General features: G+C 71.5%; 21 protein-coding genes and 1 rRNA gene. 16 read left to right on the top strand and 6 right to left on the bottom strand.

From position 1 onward, the window contains the following. From EP26_RS24930 to EP26_RS24940, 3 genes are all read right to left on the bottom strand, one after another. Positions 1-214, bottom strand: a 16S ribosomal RNA gene (locus tag EP26_RS24930); the annotation flags it as partial. Positions 215-1,079: 865 nt separating this feature from the next. Further along, the gene (locus tag EP26_RS24935; RefSeq protein WP_043342688.1) at positions 1,080-2,051 is read right to left on the bottom strand and encodes an SDR family oxidoreductase; all 972 of its coding nucleotides are present in this window, start codon (positions 2,049-2,051) and stop codon (positions 1,080-1,082) included. A gap of 170 nt (positions 2,052-2,221) precedes the next feature. After that, positions 2,222-2,740, bottom strand: a complete 519-nt coding sequence (locus tag EP26_RS24940) for a hypothetical protein (RefSeq protein ID WP_043342690.1) — start codon at positions 2,738-2,740, stop codon at positions 2,222-2,224. Positions 2,741-2,936: 196 nt separating this feature from the next. On the opposite strand from EP26_RS24940, the gene EP26_RS32410 reads away from it, so the two are divergent. From EP26_RS32410 to EP26_RS24990, 10 genes are all read left to right on the top strand, one after another. Continuing rightward, positions 2,937-4,736 carry a carbohydrate-binding domain-containing protein gene (locus EP26_RS32410; protein WP_052389649.1) on the top strand — a complete coding sequence of 600 codons (1,800 nt, stop codon included), beginning with the start codon at positions 2,937-2,939 and terminating at the stop codon, positions 4,734-4,736. A gap of 87 nt (positions 4,737-4,823) precedes the next feature. Then, positions 4,824-5,954, top strand: a complete 1,131-nt coding sequence (proB, locus tag EP26_RS24950) for a glutamate 5-kinase (RefSeq protein WP_043342728.1) — start codon at positions 4,824-4,826, stop codon at positions 5,952-5,954. Positions 5,955-6,018: 64 nt separating this feature from the next. Next, entirely contained in the window at positions 6,019-7,284 is a 1,266-nt protein-coding gene (locus EP26_RS24955; RefSeq protein WP_043342692.1) for a glutamate-5-semialdehyde dehydrogenase, read from the top strand. A 26-nt stretch (positions 7,285-7,310) separates the two neighbouring features. Then, complete coding sequence (locus EP26_RS37720; protein WP_043342694.1) at positions 7,311-8,162, top strand: 2-keto-4-pentenoate hydratase; 852 nt, start codon at positions 7,311-7,313, stop codon at positions 8,160-8,162. After that, a complete protein-coding gene (locus EP26_RS37725; RefSeq protein ID WP_043342697.1) occupies positions 8,159-8,764 on the top strand; it encodes a nicotinate-nucleotide adenylyltransferase in 606 nt (201 codons plus the stop codon). Before EP26_RS37720 ends, EP26_RS37725 begins: the two co-directional genes overlap by 4 nt. Positions 8,765-9,613: 849 nt before the next feature. Further along, positions 9,614-10,141, top strand: a complete 528-nt coding sequence (gene rsfS, locus EP26_RS24970) for a ribosome silencing factor (RefSeq protein ID WP_084112952.1) — start codon at positions 9,614-9,616, stop codon at positions 10,139-10,141. Further along, positions 10,138-10,605: a 23S rRNA (pseudouridine(1915)-N(3))-methyltransferase RlmH gene (locus tag EP26_RS24975; RefSeq protein ID WP_043342700.1), complete on the top strand. Its 468-nt coding sequence runs from the start codon at positions 10,138-10,140 to the stop codon at positions 10,603-10,605. The genes rsfS and EP26_RS24975 overlap by 4 nt, the downstream gene beginning before the upstream one ends. Before the next feature lie 4 nt (positions 10,606-10,609). Further along, a complete protein-coding gene (locus EP26_RS24980) occupies positions 10,610-11,296 on the top strand; it encodes an NnrU family protein (protein WP_043342702.1) in 687 nt (228 codons plus the stop codon). Next, positions 11,296-11,946, top strand: coding sequence for an alpha/beta hydrolase (locus EP26_RS24985; RefSeq protein ID WP_043342705.1), 651 nt, complete (start codon positions 11,296-11,298; stop codon positions 11,944-11,946). Before EP26_RS24980 ends, EP26_RS24985 begins: the two co-directional genes overlap by 1 nt. 17 nt (positions 11,947-11,963) lie before the next feature. Next, positions 11,964-12,773 (top strand): SDR family NAD(P)-dependent oxidoreductase, encoded by an 810-nt coding sequence (locus EP26_RS24990; RefSeq protein ID WP_043342708.1) that lies wholly within the window; start codon positions 11,964-11,966, stop codon positions 12,771-12,773. A 15-nt stretch (positions 12,774-12,788) separates the two neighbouring features. On the opposite strand, the gene EP26_RS24995 is transcribed toward EP26_RS24990, so the two are convergent. Together EP26_RS24995 and EP26_RS25000 are read right to left on the bottom strand one after the other, a co-directional pair. Beyond that, entirely contained in the window at positions 12,789-13,115 is a 327-nt protein-coding gene (locus EP26_RS24995; RefSeq protein ID WP_043342710.1) for a hypothetical protein, read from the bottom strand. 112 nt (positions 13,116-13,227) lie between these two features. Continuing rightward, entirely contained in the window at positions 13,228-13,917 is a 690-nt protein-coding gene (locus EP26_RS25000; RefSeq protein WP_052389650.1) for a 2OG-Fe(II) oxygenase, read from the bottom strand. A 115-nt stretch (positions 13,918-14,032) separates the two neighbouring features. On the opposite strand from EP26_RS25000, the gene gpmI reads away from it, so the two are divergent. The 6 genes from gpmI (at position 14,033) to EP26_RS25030 (ending at position 20,478) form a co-directional block, all read left to right on the top strand. Beyond that, positions 14,033-15,562, top strand: coding sequence for a 2,3-bisphosphoglycerate-independent phosphoglycerate mutase (gene gpmI / locus EP26_RS25005; RefSeq protein ID WP_043342713.1), 1,530 nt, complete (start codon positions 14,033-14,035; stop codon positions 15,560-15,562). A 40-nt stretch (positions 15,563-15,602) separates the two neighbouring features. After that, entirely contained in the window at positions 15,603-16,844 is a 1,242-nt protein-coding gene (locus EP26_RS32415) for a murein hydrolase activator EnvC family protein (RefSeq protein WP_052389651.1), read from the top strand. A 112-nt stretch (positions 16,845-16,956) separates the two neighbouring features. Beyond that, on the top strand, positions 16,957-18,348 hold the full coding sequence (locus EP26_RS25015; protein WP_043342716.1) for a S41 family peptidase: 1,392 nt from the start codon (positions 16,957-16,959) through the stop codon (positions 18,346-18,348). A 10-nt stretch (positions 18,349-18,358) separates the two neighbouring features. Further along, positions 18,359-19,405, top strand: a complete 1,047-nt coding sequence (locus EP26_RS25020) for a divergent polysaccharide deacetylase family protein (protein WP_052389652.1) — start codon at positions 18,359-18,361, stop codon at positions 19,403-19,405. Between the two features lie 14 nt (positions 19,406-19,419). Continuing rightward, a complete protein-coding gene (locus EP26_RS25025) occupies positions 19,420-19,899 on the top strand; it encodes an RNA pyrophosphohydrolase (RefSeq protein ID WP_043342719.1) in 480 nt (159 codons plus the stop codon). Between the two features lie 18 nt (positions 19,900-19,917). Beyond that, on the top strand, positions 19,918-20,478 hold the full coding sequence (locus tag EP26_RS25030) for a LemA family protein (RefSeq protein WP_043342721.1): 561 nt from the start codon (positions 19,918-19,920) through the stop codon (positions 20,476-20,478). A 9-nt stretch (positions 20,479-20,487) separates the two neighbouring features. On the opposite strand, the gene EP26_RS25035 is transcribed toward EP26_RS25030, so the two are convergent. Beyond that, a partial coding sequence (locus EP26_RS25035; protein WP_043342723.1) for an IS630 family transposase occupies positions 20,488-20,788 on the bottom strand: 301 nt, incomplete at its 5' end.

Consider the following 20,788-nt stretch of genomic DNA (forward strand, 5'->3'; position numbering starts at 1 on the left):
ATCGGACGCAGGCCGCTCTCAAGGCACCCGAAGGCTTTCTGCCGCAGCAGACATGCGGTATTAGCGCCAGTTTCCCAGCGTTATCCCCCACCCCAAGACACGTTCCTACGCGTTACTCACCCGTCCGCCACTAGAGCCGAAGCCCCCGTGCGACTTGCATGTGTTAAGCATTCCGCCAGCGTTCGCTCTGAGCCAGGATCAAACTCTCAGGTTCATCTTCGCAACCCAGCCAAAGCCAGGCCACGCAGACGCCTTTCGATCAGACTCCGCTCACCACTCTCGATGCAAACCATCCCTCAGCCGTAAAGCCAAGCGACGATCCATCGTCTTCCAAAAGACCGATGCGATTATCAAAGAACACCCCCACCCGAAGGCAGAAGAACGCCCCGCATCACTGCGAGACAAAAAGCAAGCACCCGAAGGTGCCAAAATCAGGAACCGGAGCAGTGTCAAACCCTAGAGCTTGGCATCGTCCGGTGGTGATGATGTAGCGCCCTGCGGCGCGACTTTCAAGACCTTTTTTTGACTTCCTTTCGGAAGGTCCGTCTCTCGACGGATACAATGGCTGGTCTTAACCTTTACCAACCATCGCCCCCGATTACTCGGGCCGACTTGCAGGGCCACCTTGCGGCGGAGCGGGGAAATAGCCCCTCCCGCATTCCGCCACAACCCCCTGCCTGCGGATTTTTTCAAATCGATGGCAGCCGGTCCTCCGGTGAGGCGGCCGCCGTCACCGATCCCGTAACGGGGAGCGCTTCAAGCAACAGTCCGAGTTGCACCTCGCGCATCTCCAGCCGTGCCGGTCACGCGGAAGCCAATCCAATCGCAGCGCGGTTGGTGCGGCTCTGGCGCCTGGACCTGATCGGGGTGGCCCTCAAATTGGCGCTTGGCCGCCCCTCACTGCTCGACGTCGAGGATGCATCCGGCTTCGGCCTCGCAAAGCTCCGACCCGGCCGCTGACCGATCCGCCTGATGACCGCACCAGTGATCCATGCCCCTCCGGCCCGACCGCGGCGGCGACGGCTATCTGCGCCATCACCGCCGCAGCCAGCCGCGCCGCCTTATCCATGCAGATCGGCTCAGCGATCCGTATAGCCGCCGATCACAGGCAGAACCTCGCCAGTGATGAAGCTCGACATCTGCGGCGAAGCGAGGAAGAGATAGGCGGGCGCGATCTCCTCCGGCTGGGCAGGGCGGCCCATCCGCGTGTTGCTGCCGAAACTCTCCACCTTCTCCGGGTTCTCGGTCGGGTTGAGCGGCGTCCAGACCGGCCCCGGCGCGACCGCATTCACCCGGATGCCGCGCGGGGCCAGGCTGCCGGAGAGCGAACGGGTGAAGATATGGATTCCGCCCTTGGTCATCGAATAGTCGAGGATCGCGGAATTGCCGGCGAGCGCCGTCACCGAACCGCTGTTCACGATGGTGGAGCCCGGCTGCATATGCGGCACGCAGGCCTGGCTCATATGGAACATGCCGTAGAGGTTGGTCCTCACCGTCAGATCGAAATGTTCCTCGGTTAGGTCCTCGAAGCGGTTGCAGTGGAGCTGGAAGGCGGCGTTGTTCACAAGCACGTCGAGCCGGCCGAGCTCCTTCGCCGTCCGGTCGGCGGCGGCGAAGCAGAAGGCCCGGTCGGTGATGTCGCCAGCGATAGTGATGGCGCGACGGCCCTCGCGCTCCACCGCGGCGCGGACCACATCGGCATCCTCCTGCTCATGCGGCAGATGCATGATGGCGATATCGGCCCCCTCGCGGGCGAAGAGCACGCAAATGGCGCGGCCGATGCCGCTGTCGCCGCCGGTGACGACGGCGACCCGCCCGGCGAGCTTGCCGGAGCCCTGCCAATAGGGCGCGTCATACATGGGCGAGAGGGATTGGCTTGCCTCGATGCCGGGCCGGTCCATCCGCTCCCGGGCAAAGGGCGGCTCCGGGTAGCGGCGGGCACCGGCCTGCATGGCCCCCTTCATCGGCTCGGCCGGGCGGGTGCGGTCGGCTTCCCGCACCTGCTCGAGGATGCGGCGTTGCCGTGCGGCGGCGTCCTGCGGATCGGTCATCCTGCTTCTCCCTCGGTCGCTTCCGAACATCGGGCGGTTGGCGCCGTTCCACAGGCCGCAATGGCAAGCCGGGCCCGTACCGCATCCGGCGCATCGCCGGGCCTCGGACCGGTCGGGGCGGCATGCGAAGCCGGCCGCCGGCGCCATGGACGAAGGGGGCTGCGACGGCCTCAGCGATCGGCGGCGGCCCGGATACGCGCCAGCTCCAGACGGCCCTTCGCGCCCCAGCCGCTGACATCCGCGGGTACGTCGGGGCGGAAGGCTTCATAGAGGCGAAAGCCGATGCGGTTCAGCTCCTCCGGGGCGATACTGCCGGCCAGTTCGTCCATCGTCGCCCGCACCTCGTCGAGGCGCGGCCCGAAGGCGCGGGCCAGATAGGCCTCGACCGGCCCGGCCGGGACCGGATGGCCGTCACGCTCGGCCAGCACCGTCCCATTCTCTCCATGGACCAGCGGAATGTCGCGGCCGAGCAGCCGGGCCACCTCCCGCGCCGGCCGCGCCTGCCCTTCATCCTTTGGCCGGCCCTCGGCAAGGCCCAGTCGTCGCGCCTTGGCTCGGGCCGCGGTGCCCGCCACCACGCTCGCCAGGCTGAGCGCCGTCGCCGGGGCAAGGCCTAGGCGCCCGGCCACCACGGCCGCCCAAAGGGTGAGCACCGGGGCGCGGTTCACCCGGATCGCGGTCTCCTGCATGGCGGCCTCAAAGCCACAGTGCCGCTCGAGTTCGCCAAGGCGACGATTTGTCCGCCTCGCTTAACATTCCGCTAACATACTGTGATCTTGCAAAACATCATTCACGGCTTGCTATTGCAGGTTGCATACGACATACATCTCAACCGTAAGCTACATCACGTTTTCGTGGATCACGCATTCTTAGGGAGAAAAAAGAATGGTTTCCTCGGTCGGAACAGTCTCCACGGATGCCAGCGGCAACCAGTACCGCGTCGTGCTCTCTGATGATTTCAGTGCCGGCTATAATTACTCCAAATGGGGCTCCCCCTATCACGGCGGCTCTTACGGTAACGGCGCGTTCTGGTGGAATGCCAACGACGTCAAGGTCGCCAGCGGCGAAATGCAGGTCAGCGCGACTCGCCACTCGAACGGCAGCTGGAGCGCGGGCGGATTCAACAGCAAGGCGGCCAACCTCACCATCAAGTACGGCACGGTCGAGTTCGATGTGCGGGTCGAGAAGGCGCAGGGCACCCAGGCCGCGATCCTGATGTGGCCGAAGTCCGATGCCTGGCCGCGCGACGGCGAGATCGACATCCTCGAGACGCCGAAGGGCGGCTCCATGCACACGGTCCACTGGGCCGGCGCCAACAACCAGGACACCTACAGCGCGAAGCTGAGCGGCATCGATTCCAGCCAGACCCACCACTACAAGATGACCTGGCTGCCGAACCTGCTCACCATCGCGGTGGACGGCAAGGTGGTCGCCAGCTGGACCAACCCGGACATCATCCCCGACACCGCCATGGGCTTCGGCGCGATGAGCTACGTCGCCAACAACAGCGAGGCCTGGCTCGGCGGCGGGCCGAACGGCTCGACGCCCGGCAAGGTGACCACCCATATCGACAATGTGGTGATGTCGCAGTGGACCGGCACGGTGCCCGGCGGCAACACGGGTGGATCCACGGGCGGTCCGATCGCGCCGGCGCCGGGTACGCCTGTCATCAAGACCATCGGTACGGGCTCCGACACGCTGGTGCTGAAGATCAGCGAGGATGCCTATAACGGCCACGCGCAGTACACCATCAGCGTCGACGGCAAGCAGGTCGGTGGCACGCAGACCGCCGGCGCCTCGCATGCCGCCGGACAGGACGACATCATTACCGTCAAGGGCGATTGGGGCGCGGGCACCCACAAGGTCACCGTCAACTTCCTCAATGATGCCTATGGCGGCTCTCCCAGCCTCGACCGCAACCTGCATGTCGACGGCATCACCTTCAACGGCACGGCGCTGGCCAGGGGCACGGCCGATCTCGGCACGAACGGGCCGGTCGATTTCGGCTTCACCAAGGCCGCTCCGCCCGCGCCGACGCCGAGCCCCTCCCCGGGCACGCCGACCACTGGCCTGGTGAAGACCATCGGCGCCGGCAGCGACGCCATCGTCATGAAGGTCAGCCAGGACGCCTATAACGGCAGCGCCCAGTACATCGTCAGCGTCGACGGCAAGCAGATCGGCGGCACGCAGACTGCCAGCGCCTCCCACGCCGCGAAAGCCAGCGACGTCATCACCATCAAGGGCGACTGGAGTGCTGGCGGCCATGTCCTGACGGTCAAGTTCATCAACGACGCCTCCGGGTCGGGCGGCGACCGCAACCTCTACATCGACGACCTCAGCTACAAGGGCGCAACCTTCTCCAGGGACACTGCGGCCTTCAAGATCAACGGGCCGAACGACTTCCATTTCCGGGAAGCGGCCGAGGGCTTCGGCGCCACCTATCTTGGCACCTCGGCCAGGGACAGCTTCGCCATCGACAGGGGCGAGGGGCATGTGGTGATCGACGGCTTCACCAGCGGCGCCGACAAGCTGGCCTTCAAGGGCTTCAGCCAGTCGGCGATGCACACCGCCGCCACCTCGGAGAACGGCGTCTCCGGCCTGCTGATCAGCTTCGACGGCACGAGCGACAATGTGTTCCTCGCCCATGTCGGCAAGATCGCTGCCGGCGACATGCTCTTCGCCTAGGCAACGGCCGACAAGCAAGGGAAGGGCGCCCTCCGGCGGGGGGCGCCCTTTTCCATGTCCGCGCCGCCCGTGCTATGCGGCGCCTCCATGACCAGTGCCCCTGCCCTCCCCGACCTCGCCGCCGCCCGCCGCCTGGTGGTGAAGATCGGCTCCGCGCTGGTGGTGGATGAGCGGACGGCCGCCCCGCGCGAGGCTTGGCTCGCTTCCGTCGCCGCCGACATCGCCGCTCTCCGCGCCCGGGGGACGGAGGTGGTGGTGGTCTCCTCCGGCGCCATCGCGCTGGCACGGCGCGCCCTCGGCCTCACCCGCAAGCGCCTCAGGCTGGAGGAGAAGCAGGCGGCCGCCGCGGTCGGGCAGATCCGCCTTGCCGGCGCCTGGCAGGCGGCGCTCGCCGGCCATGGCCTCGCCGCCGCGCAGCTCCTGCTGACGCTGGAGGACAGCGAGGACCGCCGCCGCTACCTCAATGCCCGCGCCACGCTGGGCACGCTGCTGGAGCTCGGCTGCATCCCCGTCATCAACGAGAACGACACGGTGGCGACGGCGGAAATCCGCTTCGGCGACAATGACCGCCTGGCCGCCCGCGTCGCCGAGATGATCGCCGCCGATGCGCTGGTGCTGCTCTCCGACATCGACGGACTCTACACCGCAGACCCGCGGCGCGACCCGGGCGCGGCGCACCTGCCCGTCGTGCCGCAGCTCACCGAGGAGATCATGGCGATGGGGGGCGAGCCGCCGCCCGGCTATTCCTCGGGCGGCATGCGCACCAAGCTGATCGCCGCCCGCATCGCGACGGGCGCAGGCACCGCCATGGCAATCGCCCTCGGTGCGCGCGACAACCCGCTGCGGGCGATGCAGGAGGGCGCGCGCTGCACCTGGTTCCTGCCCACGCCCGAGGGCCGCACCGCCCGCAAGCGCTGGATCGCCGGCAGCCTCGCCCCGCTCGGCGCGCTGGTGGTGGATGAGGGCGCGGCGCGCGCGCTCGCCCGCGGCTCCTCCCTGCTGCCGGCCGGCATCCGGCGCGTCGAGGGCCAGTTCCACCGCGGCGACCCGGTCAGCGTGCGCGACGCCGAGGGGCGCGAGCTGGCCCGCGGCCTTTCTGCTTATGACGCGGAGGATGCCGGCCGCATCGCCGGCCACCGCTCGGAGGAGATCGAGGCCATCCTCGGCTGGCGCGGGCGCGACGAAGTGGTCCACCGCGACGACCTCGTGGTGCTCTGAACGCCGGGCAGGCCCGCGCCCTCGCCCCCTTGGCCCGGCGATGGCGAGGCGCTAGGTCTGCTGCATGAACGCCCTCGCCGACGAAGCCGCCCGCCAGCTCGAAGCCGCCGCCCGCGCCGCCCGCACGGCCGCCGCCGACCTCGCCCGCGCGCCGCGACCGGCGAAGGACCTGGCGCTAGGCGAGGCCGCCCGCGCAATCCGCGAGACGGCCCCGGCGATTCTCGCCGCGAACGAGGCCGATCTCGCCGCCGCACCCGGCCTGTCGGCCGCCTTCAAGGACCGCCTCACCCTCACCCCCGCCCGCATCGAGGCCATGGCACGCGGCCTCGAGGAGGTGGCGGAGCTGCCCGACCCGGTGGGCCGCACACTCTCGGAATGGACGCGGCCGAACGGCCTCGTGATCCGTCGCATCGCCCAGCCCATCGGCGTCATCGGCATGGTCTTCGAGAGCCGGCCCAACGTCGCCGCCGATGCCGCGGCGCTCTGCCTGAAGTCCGGCAATGCCGTCATCCTGCGCGGCGGGCGGGAGGGCCTGCGCAGCGTCGCCGCCATCCATGCGGCGATGGCCGCCGGGCTGCGCGCCGCCGGCCTGCCGGAGGCCGCCGTGCAGGTGGCGCAGACGGCCGATCGCGGCTTCGTCGGCGCCATGCTGCGCGCTGCCGGCCTCATCGACCTCATCATCCCGCGCGGCGGCAAGGGCCTCGTCACCCGGGTGATGGAGGAGGCGCGCGTCCCCGTCCTCGCCCATGCCGAGGGGCTCTGCCACACCTATATCCATGCGGCGGCCGACCCGGCGATGGCACGCTCCATCCTGCTCAACGCCAAGCTGCGCCGCACCGGCGTCTGCGGGGCGACGGAGACTCTGCTGATCGACGCCGCCATCGCCCCCGGCCTGCTGCCGGTGCTGGTCGCCGACCTGCGCGAGCGGGGCTGCGACTTCCGCGCCGACGCGAAGGCACGGGCCATCTGCCCGGAGCTGTCCGCCGCGACGGAGGCGGATTTCGCCACGGAATGGCTGGATTCGGTGCTCTCCGTCGCGGTGGTGGACGGCGTCGCCTCGGCGCTCGCGCATATCCGCCGCTTCGGCTCGGAGCACACCGAGGCGATCGTCACCGAGGATGCCGAGGCCGCGACGGAGTTCCTCAACGGCCTCGCCTCGGCTGTCGGCATCTGGAACGCCTCGACGCAATTCTGCGATGGCGGCGAGTTCGGCTTCGGCGCCGAGATCGGCATCGCCACCGGCCGGCTGCATGCACGCGGCCCGGTCGGCTTGGAGCAGCTCTGCACCTACCGCTACCATGTGATCGGGAGTGGACAGGTCAGGCCCTGATCCCTCCCCAACCGGAGGGACCATCCATGCGCCACCTGCTTCTGCTGACCGCCGCCCTGCTGCCGAGCCTCGCCGCCGAGGCCGCCTGCCCGCCCGACCCGGCGGTGGCAGCGACCGCCGGTGCGCTGCTCGCGGGCCGGCCGGCGGAGCCCTACCCCGACCTCTCCATGGCCGATGCGGAATGCGCCCGCGCCAAGCTGGTGCCGCTGCTGGCCGCCGAGCTCGGCCGGCCAATCGGCTACAAGGCGGGCGCGACGGGCGCCGCGACGCAGCGCGCCTTCGGCCTCTCCGGCCCGGTCTACGGCGTGATGTTCGAGAGCACGATGAGCCTGCGCGACGGCGCCACGCTTCAGCTCACGCCGCAGATCGCCGGCGTCAGCGTGGAGGCCGACCTGCTCGTCCGCGTGCGCGACGAGGGCATCAACACCGCCGGCGCCGACCATGTGCAGATCCTCCGCCATCTCGACCAAGTCATCCCCTATATCGAGCTGCCCCGCGTCGGCCTCGGCGGTCCGGTGAACGGGCCGCTGCTGGTCTCGGTCAACGTCGCCGCCCGGCTCGGCGTCACCGGCACGCCGATCCCGGTCGAGGCGACGGAGGCCTTCGCCGCGCGGCTCGGCTCGATGACCGTCATCCTTGCCGACGACACCAAGGAGCTGGCGCGCGCGCCGGGCAGCGCCCTGCTCGGCCATCCGCTGAACGTCATCCCCTGGCTGGTCGGCGACCTCGCACGCCAGGGGCTGCGGCTGAAGGCGGGCGACATCGTCTCGCTCGGCGGCTTCGCGCCCTCGGTGCCGGCGGTGGCCGGGCGCAGCTACACCCTCCGCTACGAGGGGATGCTGGCGCAGCCGGTCTCGGTCGGCCTGCAGGTCAGGTGAGGCAGGCCCATGGGGATCGCCGCCGGGCGCGCATCGGCCTGCTCGGCGGCAGCTTCAACCCGGCCCATGCCGGGCACCGGCATGTGGCGGAGCGCGCCTTGCGGGCGCTCCGCCTCGACCAGGTCTGGCTGCTGGTCTCGCCCGGCAACCCGCTGAAGCCGCGCCGCGGCATGGCGCCCTTCGCCGAGCGCCTGGCCTCTGCCCGGCGCATCGCCGATGGGCGGCGGATCATCGCGACCGACATCGAAGCCCGGCTCGGCACCCGCTTCACCGTGGCGACGCTCGCCCTGCTGCGCCGGCGCTTCCCTTGTGCCTGCTTCGTGCTGCTGATAGGCGCCGACAACCTCTCCCAGCTGCCGCGCTGGAAAGGGTGGCGGACCCTGGCGCGCGGCACCCCGCTCGCGGTGCTGCCCCGGCCGGGCGAGACCCGGCGGGCGCTCTCGGGGCAGGCGGCGCGGGCGCTGGCGCGGCACCGAAGGCGCCCGGGCGCGTTGCTCGACGGATGCGGGACGGGCGGGCATGCGGGCTGGAGCCTGGTGCCGGCGCGGGAACATCCGGCCTCGGCGACGGCAATCCGCCGCGCCGCCGGCCGCGTGCTATAGAAGCAACCACGAAGAACAGAGGAGGCGGCCATCGCGCGCGCCACACGGCCCCCTGGCGGGGGCAAGAGCACATCCACCACCCGGCCAACCCGCGCGGCAAAGCCCACGACGCCGCGGGTTCCGGGCAAGCAGGCCCCGCGCGGCGCCGCCAAGCCGGCGGCGAAGAGCCGTGCCCCGGCGCGGACTGAGGCCGCTCCGCCGCGCGGTCGCGCCAGGCCCGCGGCCGAGGCGCCCATTCGCGCCCGCCGCGGCGCCGCGGAGGCGCCGGCCCGCACCCGCAAGGCCGACAGCCCGGCGCCCCGCAGCCGCGCCAAACCTGCCTCCGAGGCTCCCACGCGCAGCCGTCGCGGCGCCGAGGAAACGCCGATGCGCAGTCGCAAGGCGGAAAGCCCGGCCCCGCGCGGCCGCGCCAAACCCTCGCCCGATGCGCCCACGCGCAGCCGCCGCAGCGCCGGGGAGACGCCGAGTCGCAGCCGCAAGGTAGAGAGCACGACCCCGCGCAGTCGCAGTAAGGCCGCGCCCGAGGCACCGGCGCGCAGCCGCCGCAGCGCCGAGGAGACGCCGACGCGCAGCCGCAGGGTAGAAAGCCCGGCCCCGCGCGGCCGCGCCAAGCCCTCGCCCGATGCGCCCACGCGCAGCCGCCGCAGCGCCGAGGACGCGCCTGCGCGCAGCCGCAGGGCGGAGGGCACGGCCCCGCGCACCCGCCGCACCACGGAGGACAAGCCCCTGCGCAGCGGCGCCGCGAAGCCCCGCGCCGCGCGATCGGAGACGGTCGCCGCGAAGCCGATGCGCGGCGCCGCCCGTGCCCCGTCCCGGCCCGTCGCGCCGCACCTCGTCCCCGCCCGGCCCATGCCGGAGGCGAAGGTCATCCGCCGCCCCGTCGGCGTGCCGCCCAAGCCCGTCCCGCAGGAGGAGCCGAGCCCGCGCAAGCGCCAGGTCATCGCCGGGCCGGAGGCGAAGCCCGCCCGCCATCCCCGCGTCAAGGAGAAGGCCCCGCCGGACCGGCTGGAGCAGCTGGTCACCGCCGCCCAGGCCAGCCTCGAGGACGACAAGGCCGAGGACATCCTCGTCCTCGACGTCGCCGACCGCGCCAGCTTCACCGACCGGATGATCATCGCAACGGGCTTCTCGGAGCGGCAGATCCAGGCCATGGCGAACCACCTGGAGGATGCGCTGGAGAAGGTCGGCCTCAAGCTGCGGCGGGATGCGATCCAGGGCTCGGAGGACTGGGTGCTGATCGACTGCGGCGACCTCGTCATCCATCTCTTCAAGCCGGAAGCGCGGGCGACCTATGCGCTGGAGCGGATGTGGGGCCCGGACAGCCCGCAACCCGAGGACAGCACCCCGCCGCCGGCGGAGGAGCCTGGCGAGGCGTGAGCCGGGCGCCCCGGCTGATCGCCATCGGCCGGCTGAAGGGCGGGCCGGAGGCGGCGCTGTTCGAGCAGCACAACACCCGCCTCCGCCCGCCCTTCGCGGTGACGGAGCTGCCCGAGGCGCGCGGCAGCCCGGGCGAGATCCGAAGGCGGGAGGGCTCGGCGCTGCTCGCCGCCCTGCCCGAGGCGGCGCTGGCCATCGCCCTCGACCTCGGCGGCGAGTCGCCGGGCAGCGAGGCGCTGGCGGCGCTCGCCACCCGATGGGAGGCGACGGGCAAGGCGCTCTGTTTCCTGATCGGCGGGGCGGAGGGGCTGGACGAGGCGGTGCTGGCACGGGCGGATCATCGCCTCTCCCTCGGCCCCCTTACCTGGCCGCATTTCCTGGTGCGCGGCCTGCTCGCCGAGCAATGGTACAGGGTGCAGGCCATCCGCTCCGGACACCCCTATCATCGGCCCTGGAGACCTTGAGGGGATGACGATGCTGGCGATTGCGGCCCTGGTCTGGATCGGCGTCCATGTCGGCATCGCCGGCACGCGGCTGCGCGGCGCGATCGCCGGCCGCATCGGCGAGGGCAGCTTCCGCATCGCCTTCTCGCTGGCCTCCTTCGCCTCGATTTTCTTCCTCATCGAGGCGTGGGAGGCCGCGGAGACCACGCCGCTCTGGTTCGCGCCAGGCTGGCTGCGCTGGGTGCTGGCGCTGCTGATGCTGCCCGCCTTCATCCTCTTCGTCGCCTCGGTGGCGAAGCGCAACCCGACGGCGGTGGGCGGCGAGACGCAGCTCGGTGCGGAGGCGCGCGGCATCCAGCGCATCACCCGCCACCCAATGCTCTGGTCCTTCGCGCTCTGGGCGGCGATCCACATGATCGGCAATGGCGACAGCGCCGCGCTGCTCTTCTTCGGCGCCTTCCTCGTCACCGCCCTGGTGGGGATGCCGAGCATCGACGCCAAGCTCGCGCAGCGGGCCCCTGCGGAATGGGCAAGGCTCGCCGGCACCACCTCCATCCTTCCCTTCGGCGCCATCCTTGCCGGACGGAACCGGCTGGCGCCCGGCGAGATAGGCTGGGTGCCGCCCGTGATCGGGACGCTGGCCTGGGCGGCGATGCTGCACTTGCACCCGCGCATCTTCGGCGTCTCACCCCTGCTGATGGGTGCATCGTGATGGAAGAAGGCCACCTCGCCGCCCGACCGCAACCCATCGGCGCCGCGCCATGGCCACAGCCGGCGGGCCTCCACCCGCTCGGCGAGGCGCTGCTGCGCGTGCCGGTTGCCCCCGGCGCCGGGCCGCTGCCGCTGATCCTCATGCTGCACGGCGCGGGCGGCGACCCGGCTCGGGCGCTGCGGCGGATCGAGCCCATCGCCGAGGCGGCGCTGGTGCTGCTGCCGAAGAGCCGCGGCGCGACCTGGGATGTGCTGGAGGGCGGCTACGGGCCGGATATCGCGCGAATCGACGCGGTGCTTGCCGAGGTCTTCGCCGCCTGGCCGGTCGATCCGGCGCGGGTCGCCGCCGCGGGTTTCTCGGACGGCGCCTCCTATGCCCTCTCGCTCGCCATGATGAACGGCGCGCTCTTCACCCATGGCCTGGCCTTCTCGCCCGGCTTCGCCGCGCCGCTGCATGTCGAGGGCAAGCCGCGCCTCTTTCTCAGCCACGGCACCGAGGACCGGGTGCTGAACATCGACCTGTGCAGCCGCCGCCTGGCGCCGAAGCTGAAGCGCGCCGGCTATCCGCTGACTTATCTGGAGTTCGACGGCGGCCATGAGGTGCCGGAGGCGATAGCGCAGCGCGCGCTCGCATTCCTGCTGGAAGACTGAAGGGGGAGGACACAGGAATGCCCGAAATCGCGGAGAATCTCGCAGGCAAGGTCGCCATCGTCACCGGCGCCGGCTCGCGGCCCGGGGAGGGCGTCGGCAATGGCCGCGCCACCGCCATCCTGCTGGCCCGCGCCGGCGCCCGGCTGGTGCTGGCCGATGCGATGGAGGACTGGGCGCAGGACACCCAGCGGATGATCGAGGCCGAGGGCGGCGAGGCCCTCGCCATCGCCGCCGACGTGACGCAGCCCGACCAGTGCCGCGCCATCGTCGAGGCGGCGACCGGGCGCTGGGGCCGGCTCGACGTGCTGGTGAACAATGTCGGCATCGGCGGGCCGAAGGGCACGGCCGAGGATGTGGACCCGGATGAATGGGCCCGAGGCCTCCTCGTCAACGTCACCTCGATGATGCTGATGGCGAAGTACGCGGTGCCGGCGATGCGCGCCTCGGGCGGCGGCTCCATCGTCAATATCGGCTCCGTCGCCGGGCTGCGCGGCGGCCACCCGAACCTGCTTTATCCGACCAGCAAGGGCGCCGTGGTCAACATGACCCGCGCCATGGCGGTGCATCACGCCGCCGACGGCATCCGCGTCAACTGCATCTGCCCCGGCATGGTCTATACGCCGATGGTCCAGGCCGGCGGCATGACACCGGCGAAGCGCGAGGCGCGGCGCAAGCGCAGCATCCTGCAGATCGAAGGCACGGGTTGGGATGTCGGCGCGGCCGTCGCCTTCCTCTGCGGCGGCAATGCGCGCTGGATGACGGGAGCGATCGTCCCGGTCGATGCCGGGGCGACGGCCATCGCCGCCCTACCCGACGAGATGGTATGACCGCGGCGGGACGTCTCAGACGAAGACATCCCGAAACCAGCGCAGGATGCCCAGCACCATCCGTGTGATGGCGGCGATGATGCTGAGGGCCAGCATGACGCAGAGCAGGATGAACCCACCCTTGGCGATCGCCGCCCAAGGCGCCGGAAGCTGGCTGAAGGTGGCGAAGAGGCTGTCGATCGTGAAGACCTCGGGCGCGAGCGCTGCCTGGGCCTGCTCCTCGGTCAGCGCCGCTTCTTTATGGTGCTTAACCAGCCAGTTGCGAGCCGGCTCGAGCATGCCCATTTGCCCAGCGAAGCCGAGCATCAGCAGCAGGGCGAAGAGCGTGACGATCGACTTCATGAACAGACCGGTCCCTCATAACACCGGCTGTGTTATTTATTAACCTACGACTTTGCAACACTCTACAGTTGAGGTGAACTAAAAACAGCATCGCCCCGCTGACCATAAAACGTCAGCGCGCATCGTGGAAAATGATGCCGAGCGTATGCCGCGCCCCGCTGCGGAGCCGGCTCACGCCATGGCGCATCGTCACCCGGTAGTCGCCGCGGCTGCCCTGCACCGGCCGCTGCGCGACCGCGAAGACGGCCGCCTCGCCGAGGCCGAGCGGCACCACCTCGGCACGGGACTGCATGCGCGGCCGCTGCTCGGTCAGCACGAATTCGCCACCTGAGAAATCCTCGCCCGGCGCCGAGAGCAGCACCACGACCTGGAGCGGGAAGACGTGCTCGCCATAGAGGTCCTGGTGCAGGCAGTTGTAGTCGCCCGGCCCGTAGCGCAGCAGCAGCGGCGTCGGCCGTGCCTGCCCCGCCGCATGGCAGCGGGCAAGGAAATCGGCATGCGCCGCCGGGTAGCGCACCGGAAGGCTCATCCGCTCGTTCCAGCGATTGGCGATGGGCGCGAGCCGCGGGTAGAGCGCTTCCCGCAACGCCTGCACCCGGTCCGGCAGGGGATAGGCGAGATACTGGTACTCGCCCCGCCCGAAGCCGTGCCGCGCCATCACCACCCGGCTGCGGAAGCGCGCCTCCTCGTCATAGAGGGCGACCAGCGCCTGGCATTCCCCGGCCGGGAGCAACGGGCCGAGCCGGGCCACCCCCACCGCGTCCAGCTCCGCTTCCGCCGTTGCCCAGTCGATCCCCTGCATTGCACCCTCCCTCGCCCCGCGCTTATGGACGTGATCGCATGCTTCCGCCCCCCGCCCGTTGCGCCGGCACGCCACGAGGTCTAGGTCCGGTCCCACCGCCAGGAGGAGCCCGCCCATGCCCGCACCCCGCCCCGTGATGCTCACCATCCTCGATGGCTGGGGCTGGCGCGAGGAGGAGGCGGACAACGCTGTGCGCCTGGCGAAGACGCCGGTCTTCGACGCGCTCTGGGCCGCCGGGCCGCGGGCCTTCCTCCGCACCTCCGGCCGCGATGTCGGCCTGCCGGACGGGCAGATGGGCAATTCCGAGGTCGGCCACCTCAATCTCGGCGCCGGCCGCGTGGTGATGCAGGACCTGCCACGCATCGACGCCGCGGTGGAGGACGGCTCGCTCGCCCGCATGCCGCCGCTCACCGACCTCATCGGCAAGTTGAAGGCGTCGGGCGGCACCTGCCACCTGCTCGGCCTCCTGTCGCCGGGCGGCGTCCACAGCCACCAGGCCCATGCCGCGGCCTTGGCGAAGGTGCTGGCCGAGGCCGGCATCCCCGTCGCCCTGCACGCCTTCACCGATGGCCGCGACACCCCGCCCGAGGCCTCGCCCGGCTACCTGAAGGCGCTCGAGGCGGCGACGGCGGGCCTCCCCGGCTTCCGCATCGCCACCCTCACCGGCCGCTACTTCGCTATGGACCGCGACCACCGCTGGGAGCGCGTTGGCCAGGCTTGGCGCGCCCTGGTGCTGGCTGAGGGCGAGCGCGCGCCGGATGCCGCCGCCGCCATCGCCGCCGCGCACGGCAAGAAGGTGACCGACGAGTTCATCCCGGCGACCGTCATCGGCGACTATGCCGGCATGCGCGACGGCGACGGCCTGCTCTGCTTCAACTTCCGCGCCGACCGCGTGCGCGAGATCCTCGACGCCCTGCTCGACCCGGGGTTCAAGGGCTTCGACCGCCCGCGCGTGCCGCGCTTCGCCGCCGCGCTCGGCATGACCGAGTATTCGACGGAGCTGAACCGCGTCCTCGCCACCCTCTTCCCGCCGCAGCCGATGCAGGACCTGCTGGCCGAGGTGGTCTCCCGCGCGGGGCTCCGCCAGCTCCATGCGGCGGAGACGGAGAAGTACCCCCACGTCACCTTCTTCCTGAACGGGGGGCTGGAGCCGCCTTATCCGGGCGAGGACCGCATCATGGTCCCCTCCCCCAAGGTCGCCACCTACGACCTGCAGCCGGAGATGTCGGCGCCCGAGCTCTGCGAGAAGGTCGTCGCCGCCATCGATGCCGGCACCTACGACCTCGTCGTGCTGAACTTCGCCAACCCGGACATGGTCGGCCATACCGGCAGCCTGCCGGCGGCGATCAAGGCGGTGGAGACGGTGGATGCCGCGCTCGGCCGCATCGCCGAGGCGGTGACGGCCCAGGGCGGCGCCCTGCTCGTCACCGCCGACCACGGCAATTGCGAGCTGATGAAGGACCCGGCCACCGGCGGCCCGCACACGGCGCACACCACCAACCCGGTCCCGGTCTTCCTGGTCAACGGCCCGTCAGGTGCTGCGCTGCGCGATGGCCGCCTCGCCGATGTCGCGCCGACGCTGCTGGAGCTGATGGGCCAGCCGCAGCCGGCGGCAATGACGGGGGTGTCGCTGCTCAAGGACTGATGGCACCGGCTCCAGCCGGCATGCTATCTGCCGCAGCGCTTTGACGCGCATCCCAGCCCTGCTCGGCGTCCTGCTGCTCGCCGCATCGCCGGCCGCCGCCCAGTCCCTCACCCCACAGGCGGTGGAGGAAGCCCGGCGCGCCGCCCAGGCCGAGCGCGCCGCCGCCGAGGCCGCCGCCCGCGCCGCTGCCGCAGCCGCCGCCGAGGAACGCCGCCTCGCCGAGCGCCGCGTGGAGGCCGCCCGCCGCGCGCAATCGGCCGACCAGCGCAAGGGCGAGGCGGAGGAAGGCCTCGCCGCCGCCCGCGCCGCCGCCGAGGCTGCCCGCGCCGAGGGCCGCGCCCGGGCCGAGGCGCTGGCGCCGATGCTGCCGCTGATGCTCCGCCTCGGCCTCTGGCCGGCGGAATCCCTGCTCGCCGTCCCCGGCCCGCCCGAGGACCGGCTGCGAGGCCTGCTCGTCCTCCAGGGCCTCTCCCGCCAGCTCGCCACCGAGGCCGGCGCCCTCCGCGCCGCCGAGGCCGAGGCCGCCCGCCGCGCCGCCGAGGCTGCCGAGCGTGCCGCCGCCCTACGCGAGGCCGAGGCCCAGGCCCGCGCCGCCTCCGCGGCCCTCGAGGCCGAGCTGAAAGCCGCCCGCGACCGCCGCGCCGGCGCCGAGGATGCCGAGGAGGAGGCCGCCCGCCGCGCCGCCGCCAGCGCCGCCCGCGCCGGCAGCCTGGAATCCGCCCTCGCCCGCCTTCGCCAGGAGCAGGCCCGCGAAGCGGCCGAAACCCGCGCCCGCGCCGCCGCCGAAGCCCGCGAGCGGGCCGCCGAGGCTCGCGAGCGGACAGCCGCCGCCCAGGCCCGCGCCCGCGAGGCCGCCGAGGCCCGCAACCGCCGCGCCGAGACCGAGATGGCGGCCGCCCGCACGCCCGACCCGCCGCCCCGCGCCTCCGGCGGCCGTGCCAGGCCCGTGCTCGGCCGCATCACGCGGGAATTCGGCGCCGCCGGCGAGGGCGGCCCTTCCCGTGGCCTAACCTTCCAGGCCGCCGCCGGTGCCCGCGTCGTCAGCCCCTGCGGCGGCCGCGCCGTCTTCGCCGCGCCCTTCCGCAGTTTTGGCCAGTTGTTGATTGTCGATTGCGGCGACGGGTACCATGTCGTGCTGGCGGGGCTCGACCGGCTGGATGCCGCGCCGGGCCAACGCCTGCTGGCCGGCGAGCCGGTCGGACAGCTTGGCGAGGCGGCGCTCTACCTGGAACTCCGGCGCAACGGCCAGCCCATCGACCCGCGCAGCTGGCTCCCGGGATGAGCGCCCGGATACTGGACGTTACGGATACTGGCCCTGCCATGCGGCCGGGCTTCGCGCTAACATGCCGGATCGTGGCCCTCGGGCCGCACCGGAACAAGGATACGGGTGCCGCATGAAGGGCAGGGTTCGGACGATGGCGACGGTCGGCGCGGCATTCGCCGCCGGCATCATTCTCGGCCCCATGGTCACCTCCCCCATGGTCAAGGCCTGGGCGCAGGACGGCGGCCGGGCCGAAACCTATCGCCTGCTGAACCTCTTCGGCGATGTCTTCGAGCGGGTCCGCGCCGAGTACGTCGAGCCGATCAACGACCGCGACGCCGTCGAGAACGCCATCAACGGCATGCTGACGGGCCTCGATCCACACAGCTCCTACCTGAACCAGCGCTCCTATCGCGACATGCAGGTGCAGACCCGCGGCGAGTTCGGCGGCCTCGGGATCGAGGTTACCCAGGAGAACGGCTACATTAAGGTCATCAGCCCGATCGACGAGACGCCCGCGGCCCGCGCCGGCGTCAAGGCGGGCGACCTCATCACCCACCTCAACGGCAATTCCGTCCAGGGCCTGACCTTGCAGGAAGCCGTGGAGCAGATGCGCGGCGAGCGCGGCACGGCCATCAAGATCACCATCCGCCGCGAGGGCGCCGACCGGCCGATCGAGCTCTCGCTCACCCGCGAGGTCATCCGTCCGCAGGTGGTGCGCTTCCGCATCGAGGGCAACGACGTCGCCTATGTGCGGCTGACCTCCTTCAACGAGCAGACCGATGTCGGCCTGCGCCGTGCCATCCAGGCCATGCGCCAGCAGGCCGGCAACAGCCTGAAGGGCATCGTGCTTGACCTGCGCAACAACCCGGGTGGGCTGCTCGACCAAGCGGTCCAGGTCACGGACGATTTCCTCGAGCAGGGCGAGATCGTCTCCACCCGCGCCCGCCGGCAGGAGGATGCGCAGCGCTGGAACGCCAAGGGCGGCGACATCACCGGCGGCCTGCCGGTGGTGGTGCTGATCAATGGCGGCAGCGCCTCGGCCAGCGAGATCGTCGCCGGCGCCCTGCAGGACCACCGCCGCGCCATCGTCCTCGGCACCAAGTCCTTTGGCAAGGGCAGCGTGCAGACGGTAATGCCGATCCCCGGCCAGGGCGCCATCCGCCTCACCACGGCGCGCTATTACACGCCCTCCGGCCGCTCCATCCAGGGCACGGGCATCGAGCCCGATATCGAGGTGCTGGCCCAGCGCCAAGAGGCGACGGCCAACATCCCGCGCGAGCGCGAGGCCGACCTGCGCCGCGCGCTGCGCAACGAGGGCGGGGTGCAGCAGCCGACGGGCGCCGCCATCCCGCCGCTGCAACTGCCGCAGGGCATCGCCGAGCGGGTGACGCGCCTGCCGCCCGAGGGCACACCCTCCTTCGACCCGACCAAGCCGGAGACCGACTTCCAGCTCCAGCAGGCGATGCAGCTGCTCCGTAATCTGGCGGCGGCGCAGAACTCGGGCCGGCGCGCCGCGCGCTGACCTGACCCGCATGGCGCGCCTGTCCTTCGGCTGGCGGGCCCTGATCCTCTGCTGGGCCGTGGTGCTGCTGCTGATTGGCGGCGGCACCGCGGTTCTCGCCTGGCTCGGGCCCTTGCCGACCCCGCCCGTCGCCGAGGCCCCGGCCGAGCCGGCTGCCGCGCCACACCCCACGCCCTCGGCTGAGTCGGCCGTCACGCCATCCCCCGCGCCGCCGCCGGTCATCGAGGCCGCCAGCCGCCCCGGCCCGGCGCCTGGCCGCCCCATCCCCGCCGGCGAGGACGCGCTGCACGACCCAGGCCCCTATGGCCCGATGCCCCGCATCGGCCCCGATGGCCGTACCCCCATCCGTGCCTTCGGCCGCCCCTTCGACCGGCAGGAGAGCCGCCCCCGCATCGGCCTCGTCATCGGCGGGCTCGGCATGAACGCCGCCCTGACCGAGGAGGCGATCCGCCGCCTGCCCGGCACCGTCACCCTCGCCTTCAGCCCCTATGCGCCGCAGCCCGGCCGCCTCCTCGACCAAGCCCGCGCCCGGGGGATGGAGGTGCTGCTCGCCCTGCCGCTGGAGCCGACCGGCTACCCGCTCAACAACCCCGGCAATCGCGCCCTGCTGACCAACCTGCCGCCGACGGAGAACGAGGACCGGCTGGCCTGGCTGCTCTCCCGCTTCAGCGGCTATGTTGGGGCGATCGGCGCGCTCGGGCCGATGCGGGGCGAGCGCTTCGCCGCCATGCTCGGCCCCTATGGCGACCTCCAGGCCCGCATCGCCAGCCGCGGCCTGCTCTATGTCGATCCACGCCCCGGCGCCCCCTCGCCCGAGCGCGCCTGGGGCCGCAGCATCGACCTCGTCATCGACGAGCCGGCGACCCGCGGCGAGATCGAGCTGAAGCTGCGCGCTCTGGAGGCGCTCGCCCGCGACCGCGGCACCGCCCTCGGCTATGTCGGCGAGGCCTCGCCGGTGCTGATCGACCGGGTCGCCGCCTGGACCGCCACGGTGGAGGCAAGCGGCCTCGTCCTTGCCCCGATTACCGCGTTGATGCAGCGCCCCGCCGCCCGCTGAAAGGACCCTGCCGCATGGATCTGCCCTATCGCGACAATGTCGGCGCGGTGCTGTTCAACCGCGCCGGCCTCGTCCTCGTCGCCCGCCGCGCCGATCTCCCCAATGCCGAGGGCGCGCCGGGCGGCTGGCAGCTTCCCCAGGGCGGGATGGATGCGGGCGAGGACCCGGCCGTCGCCGTCTTCCGCGAGATGGAGGAGGAGATCGGCACCTGCAACGCCAAGATCATCGCCGAGCACCCGGACTGGCTCAGCTACGACCTGCCGCCGCACCTGCTCGGCAAGGCCTTGGGCGGCAAGTATCGCGGCCAGCGGCAGAAGTGGTTCGCGCTCCGCTTCCTCGGCGAGGATCCGGAGATCAGGCTCGACCTCGACCCGCACCCGGAATTCGATGCCTGGCGCTGGGTGCGGCTGGCCGAGCTGCCCTCGCTGGCCGTTTCGTTCAAGCGCGAAATCTATGATAGGATCGCCCGCGATTTCGCCCGCTTCGCCGGGTGACCCGGGAGGGAGTGCAGCATGACGGGTTGGATCGTCCTCGGCGTCGTCGTCGTCCTGGTGCTCTGGCTCGTCGTCACCTACAACCGGCTGGTGGCGCTGCGGCAGACTACGGGCCAGGCCTGGTCCGATGTCGACGTGCAGCTGAAGCAGCGGCACGACCTGATCCCCAACCTGGTCGAGACGGTGAAGGGCTACGCCTCGCATGAGCGCGGCACACTGGAGGGCGTGGTGCAGGCCCGCAACGCCGCCCTCGGTGCCCGCGGGCCGGAGCAGGCCGCAGCCGCCGAGGGCGCGCTGGGCGCCGCGCTCGGCCGGCTGATGGCGCTGTCGGAAGCCTATCCCGACCTCAAGGCCAACCAGAATTTCCTCCAGCTCCAGTCGGAGCTGGGCGACATCGAGAACAAGATCGCTGCCGCCCGGCGCTTCTTCAACAATGCCGTTGCCGAGTACAACAGCGCCATCCAGCAGATTCCGGCTGTGCTCTTCTCCGGCGCGCTCGGCTTCCTGCCGCGCGGCTTCTTCGAGCTGCCGGAGGCGGAGCGCGCCGCCATCGCCGCCCCGCCGCAGGTGAAGTTCTAGTGCACTGACTCAAACGGAAGGTGCAGGAAGCCTGGCCAGCGTGCCGAGGATGGTGTCGGCAGGCCTGGTCCAGGCGAATGGCTTGGCCTTCTTGTTGTGGTCGCGGATGTAATGGGTGATGGCGTCCTGCAGGTCGGGGACTGACTGAAAGACGCCGCGGCGGATGCGCCTGCGTGTGATGGCCGAGAAGAAGCCCTCGACGGCGTTGATCCAGGACGCCGATGTCGGCGTGAAGTGGAAGACCCAGCGCGGATGATCAGCCAACCACTGCCGGACCTTTGGGTGCTTGTGGGTGGCGTAGTTGTCAAGG

This window comes from Belnapia moabensis DSM 16746 (assembly GCF_000745835.1).
Taxonomy (GTDB): Bacteria; Pseudomonadota; Alphaproteobacteria; order Acetobacterales; family Acetobacteraceae; genus Belnapia; species Belnapia moabensis.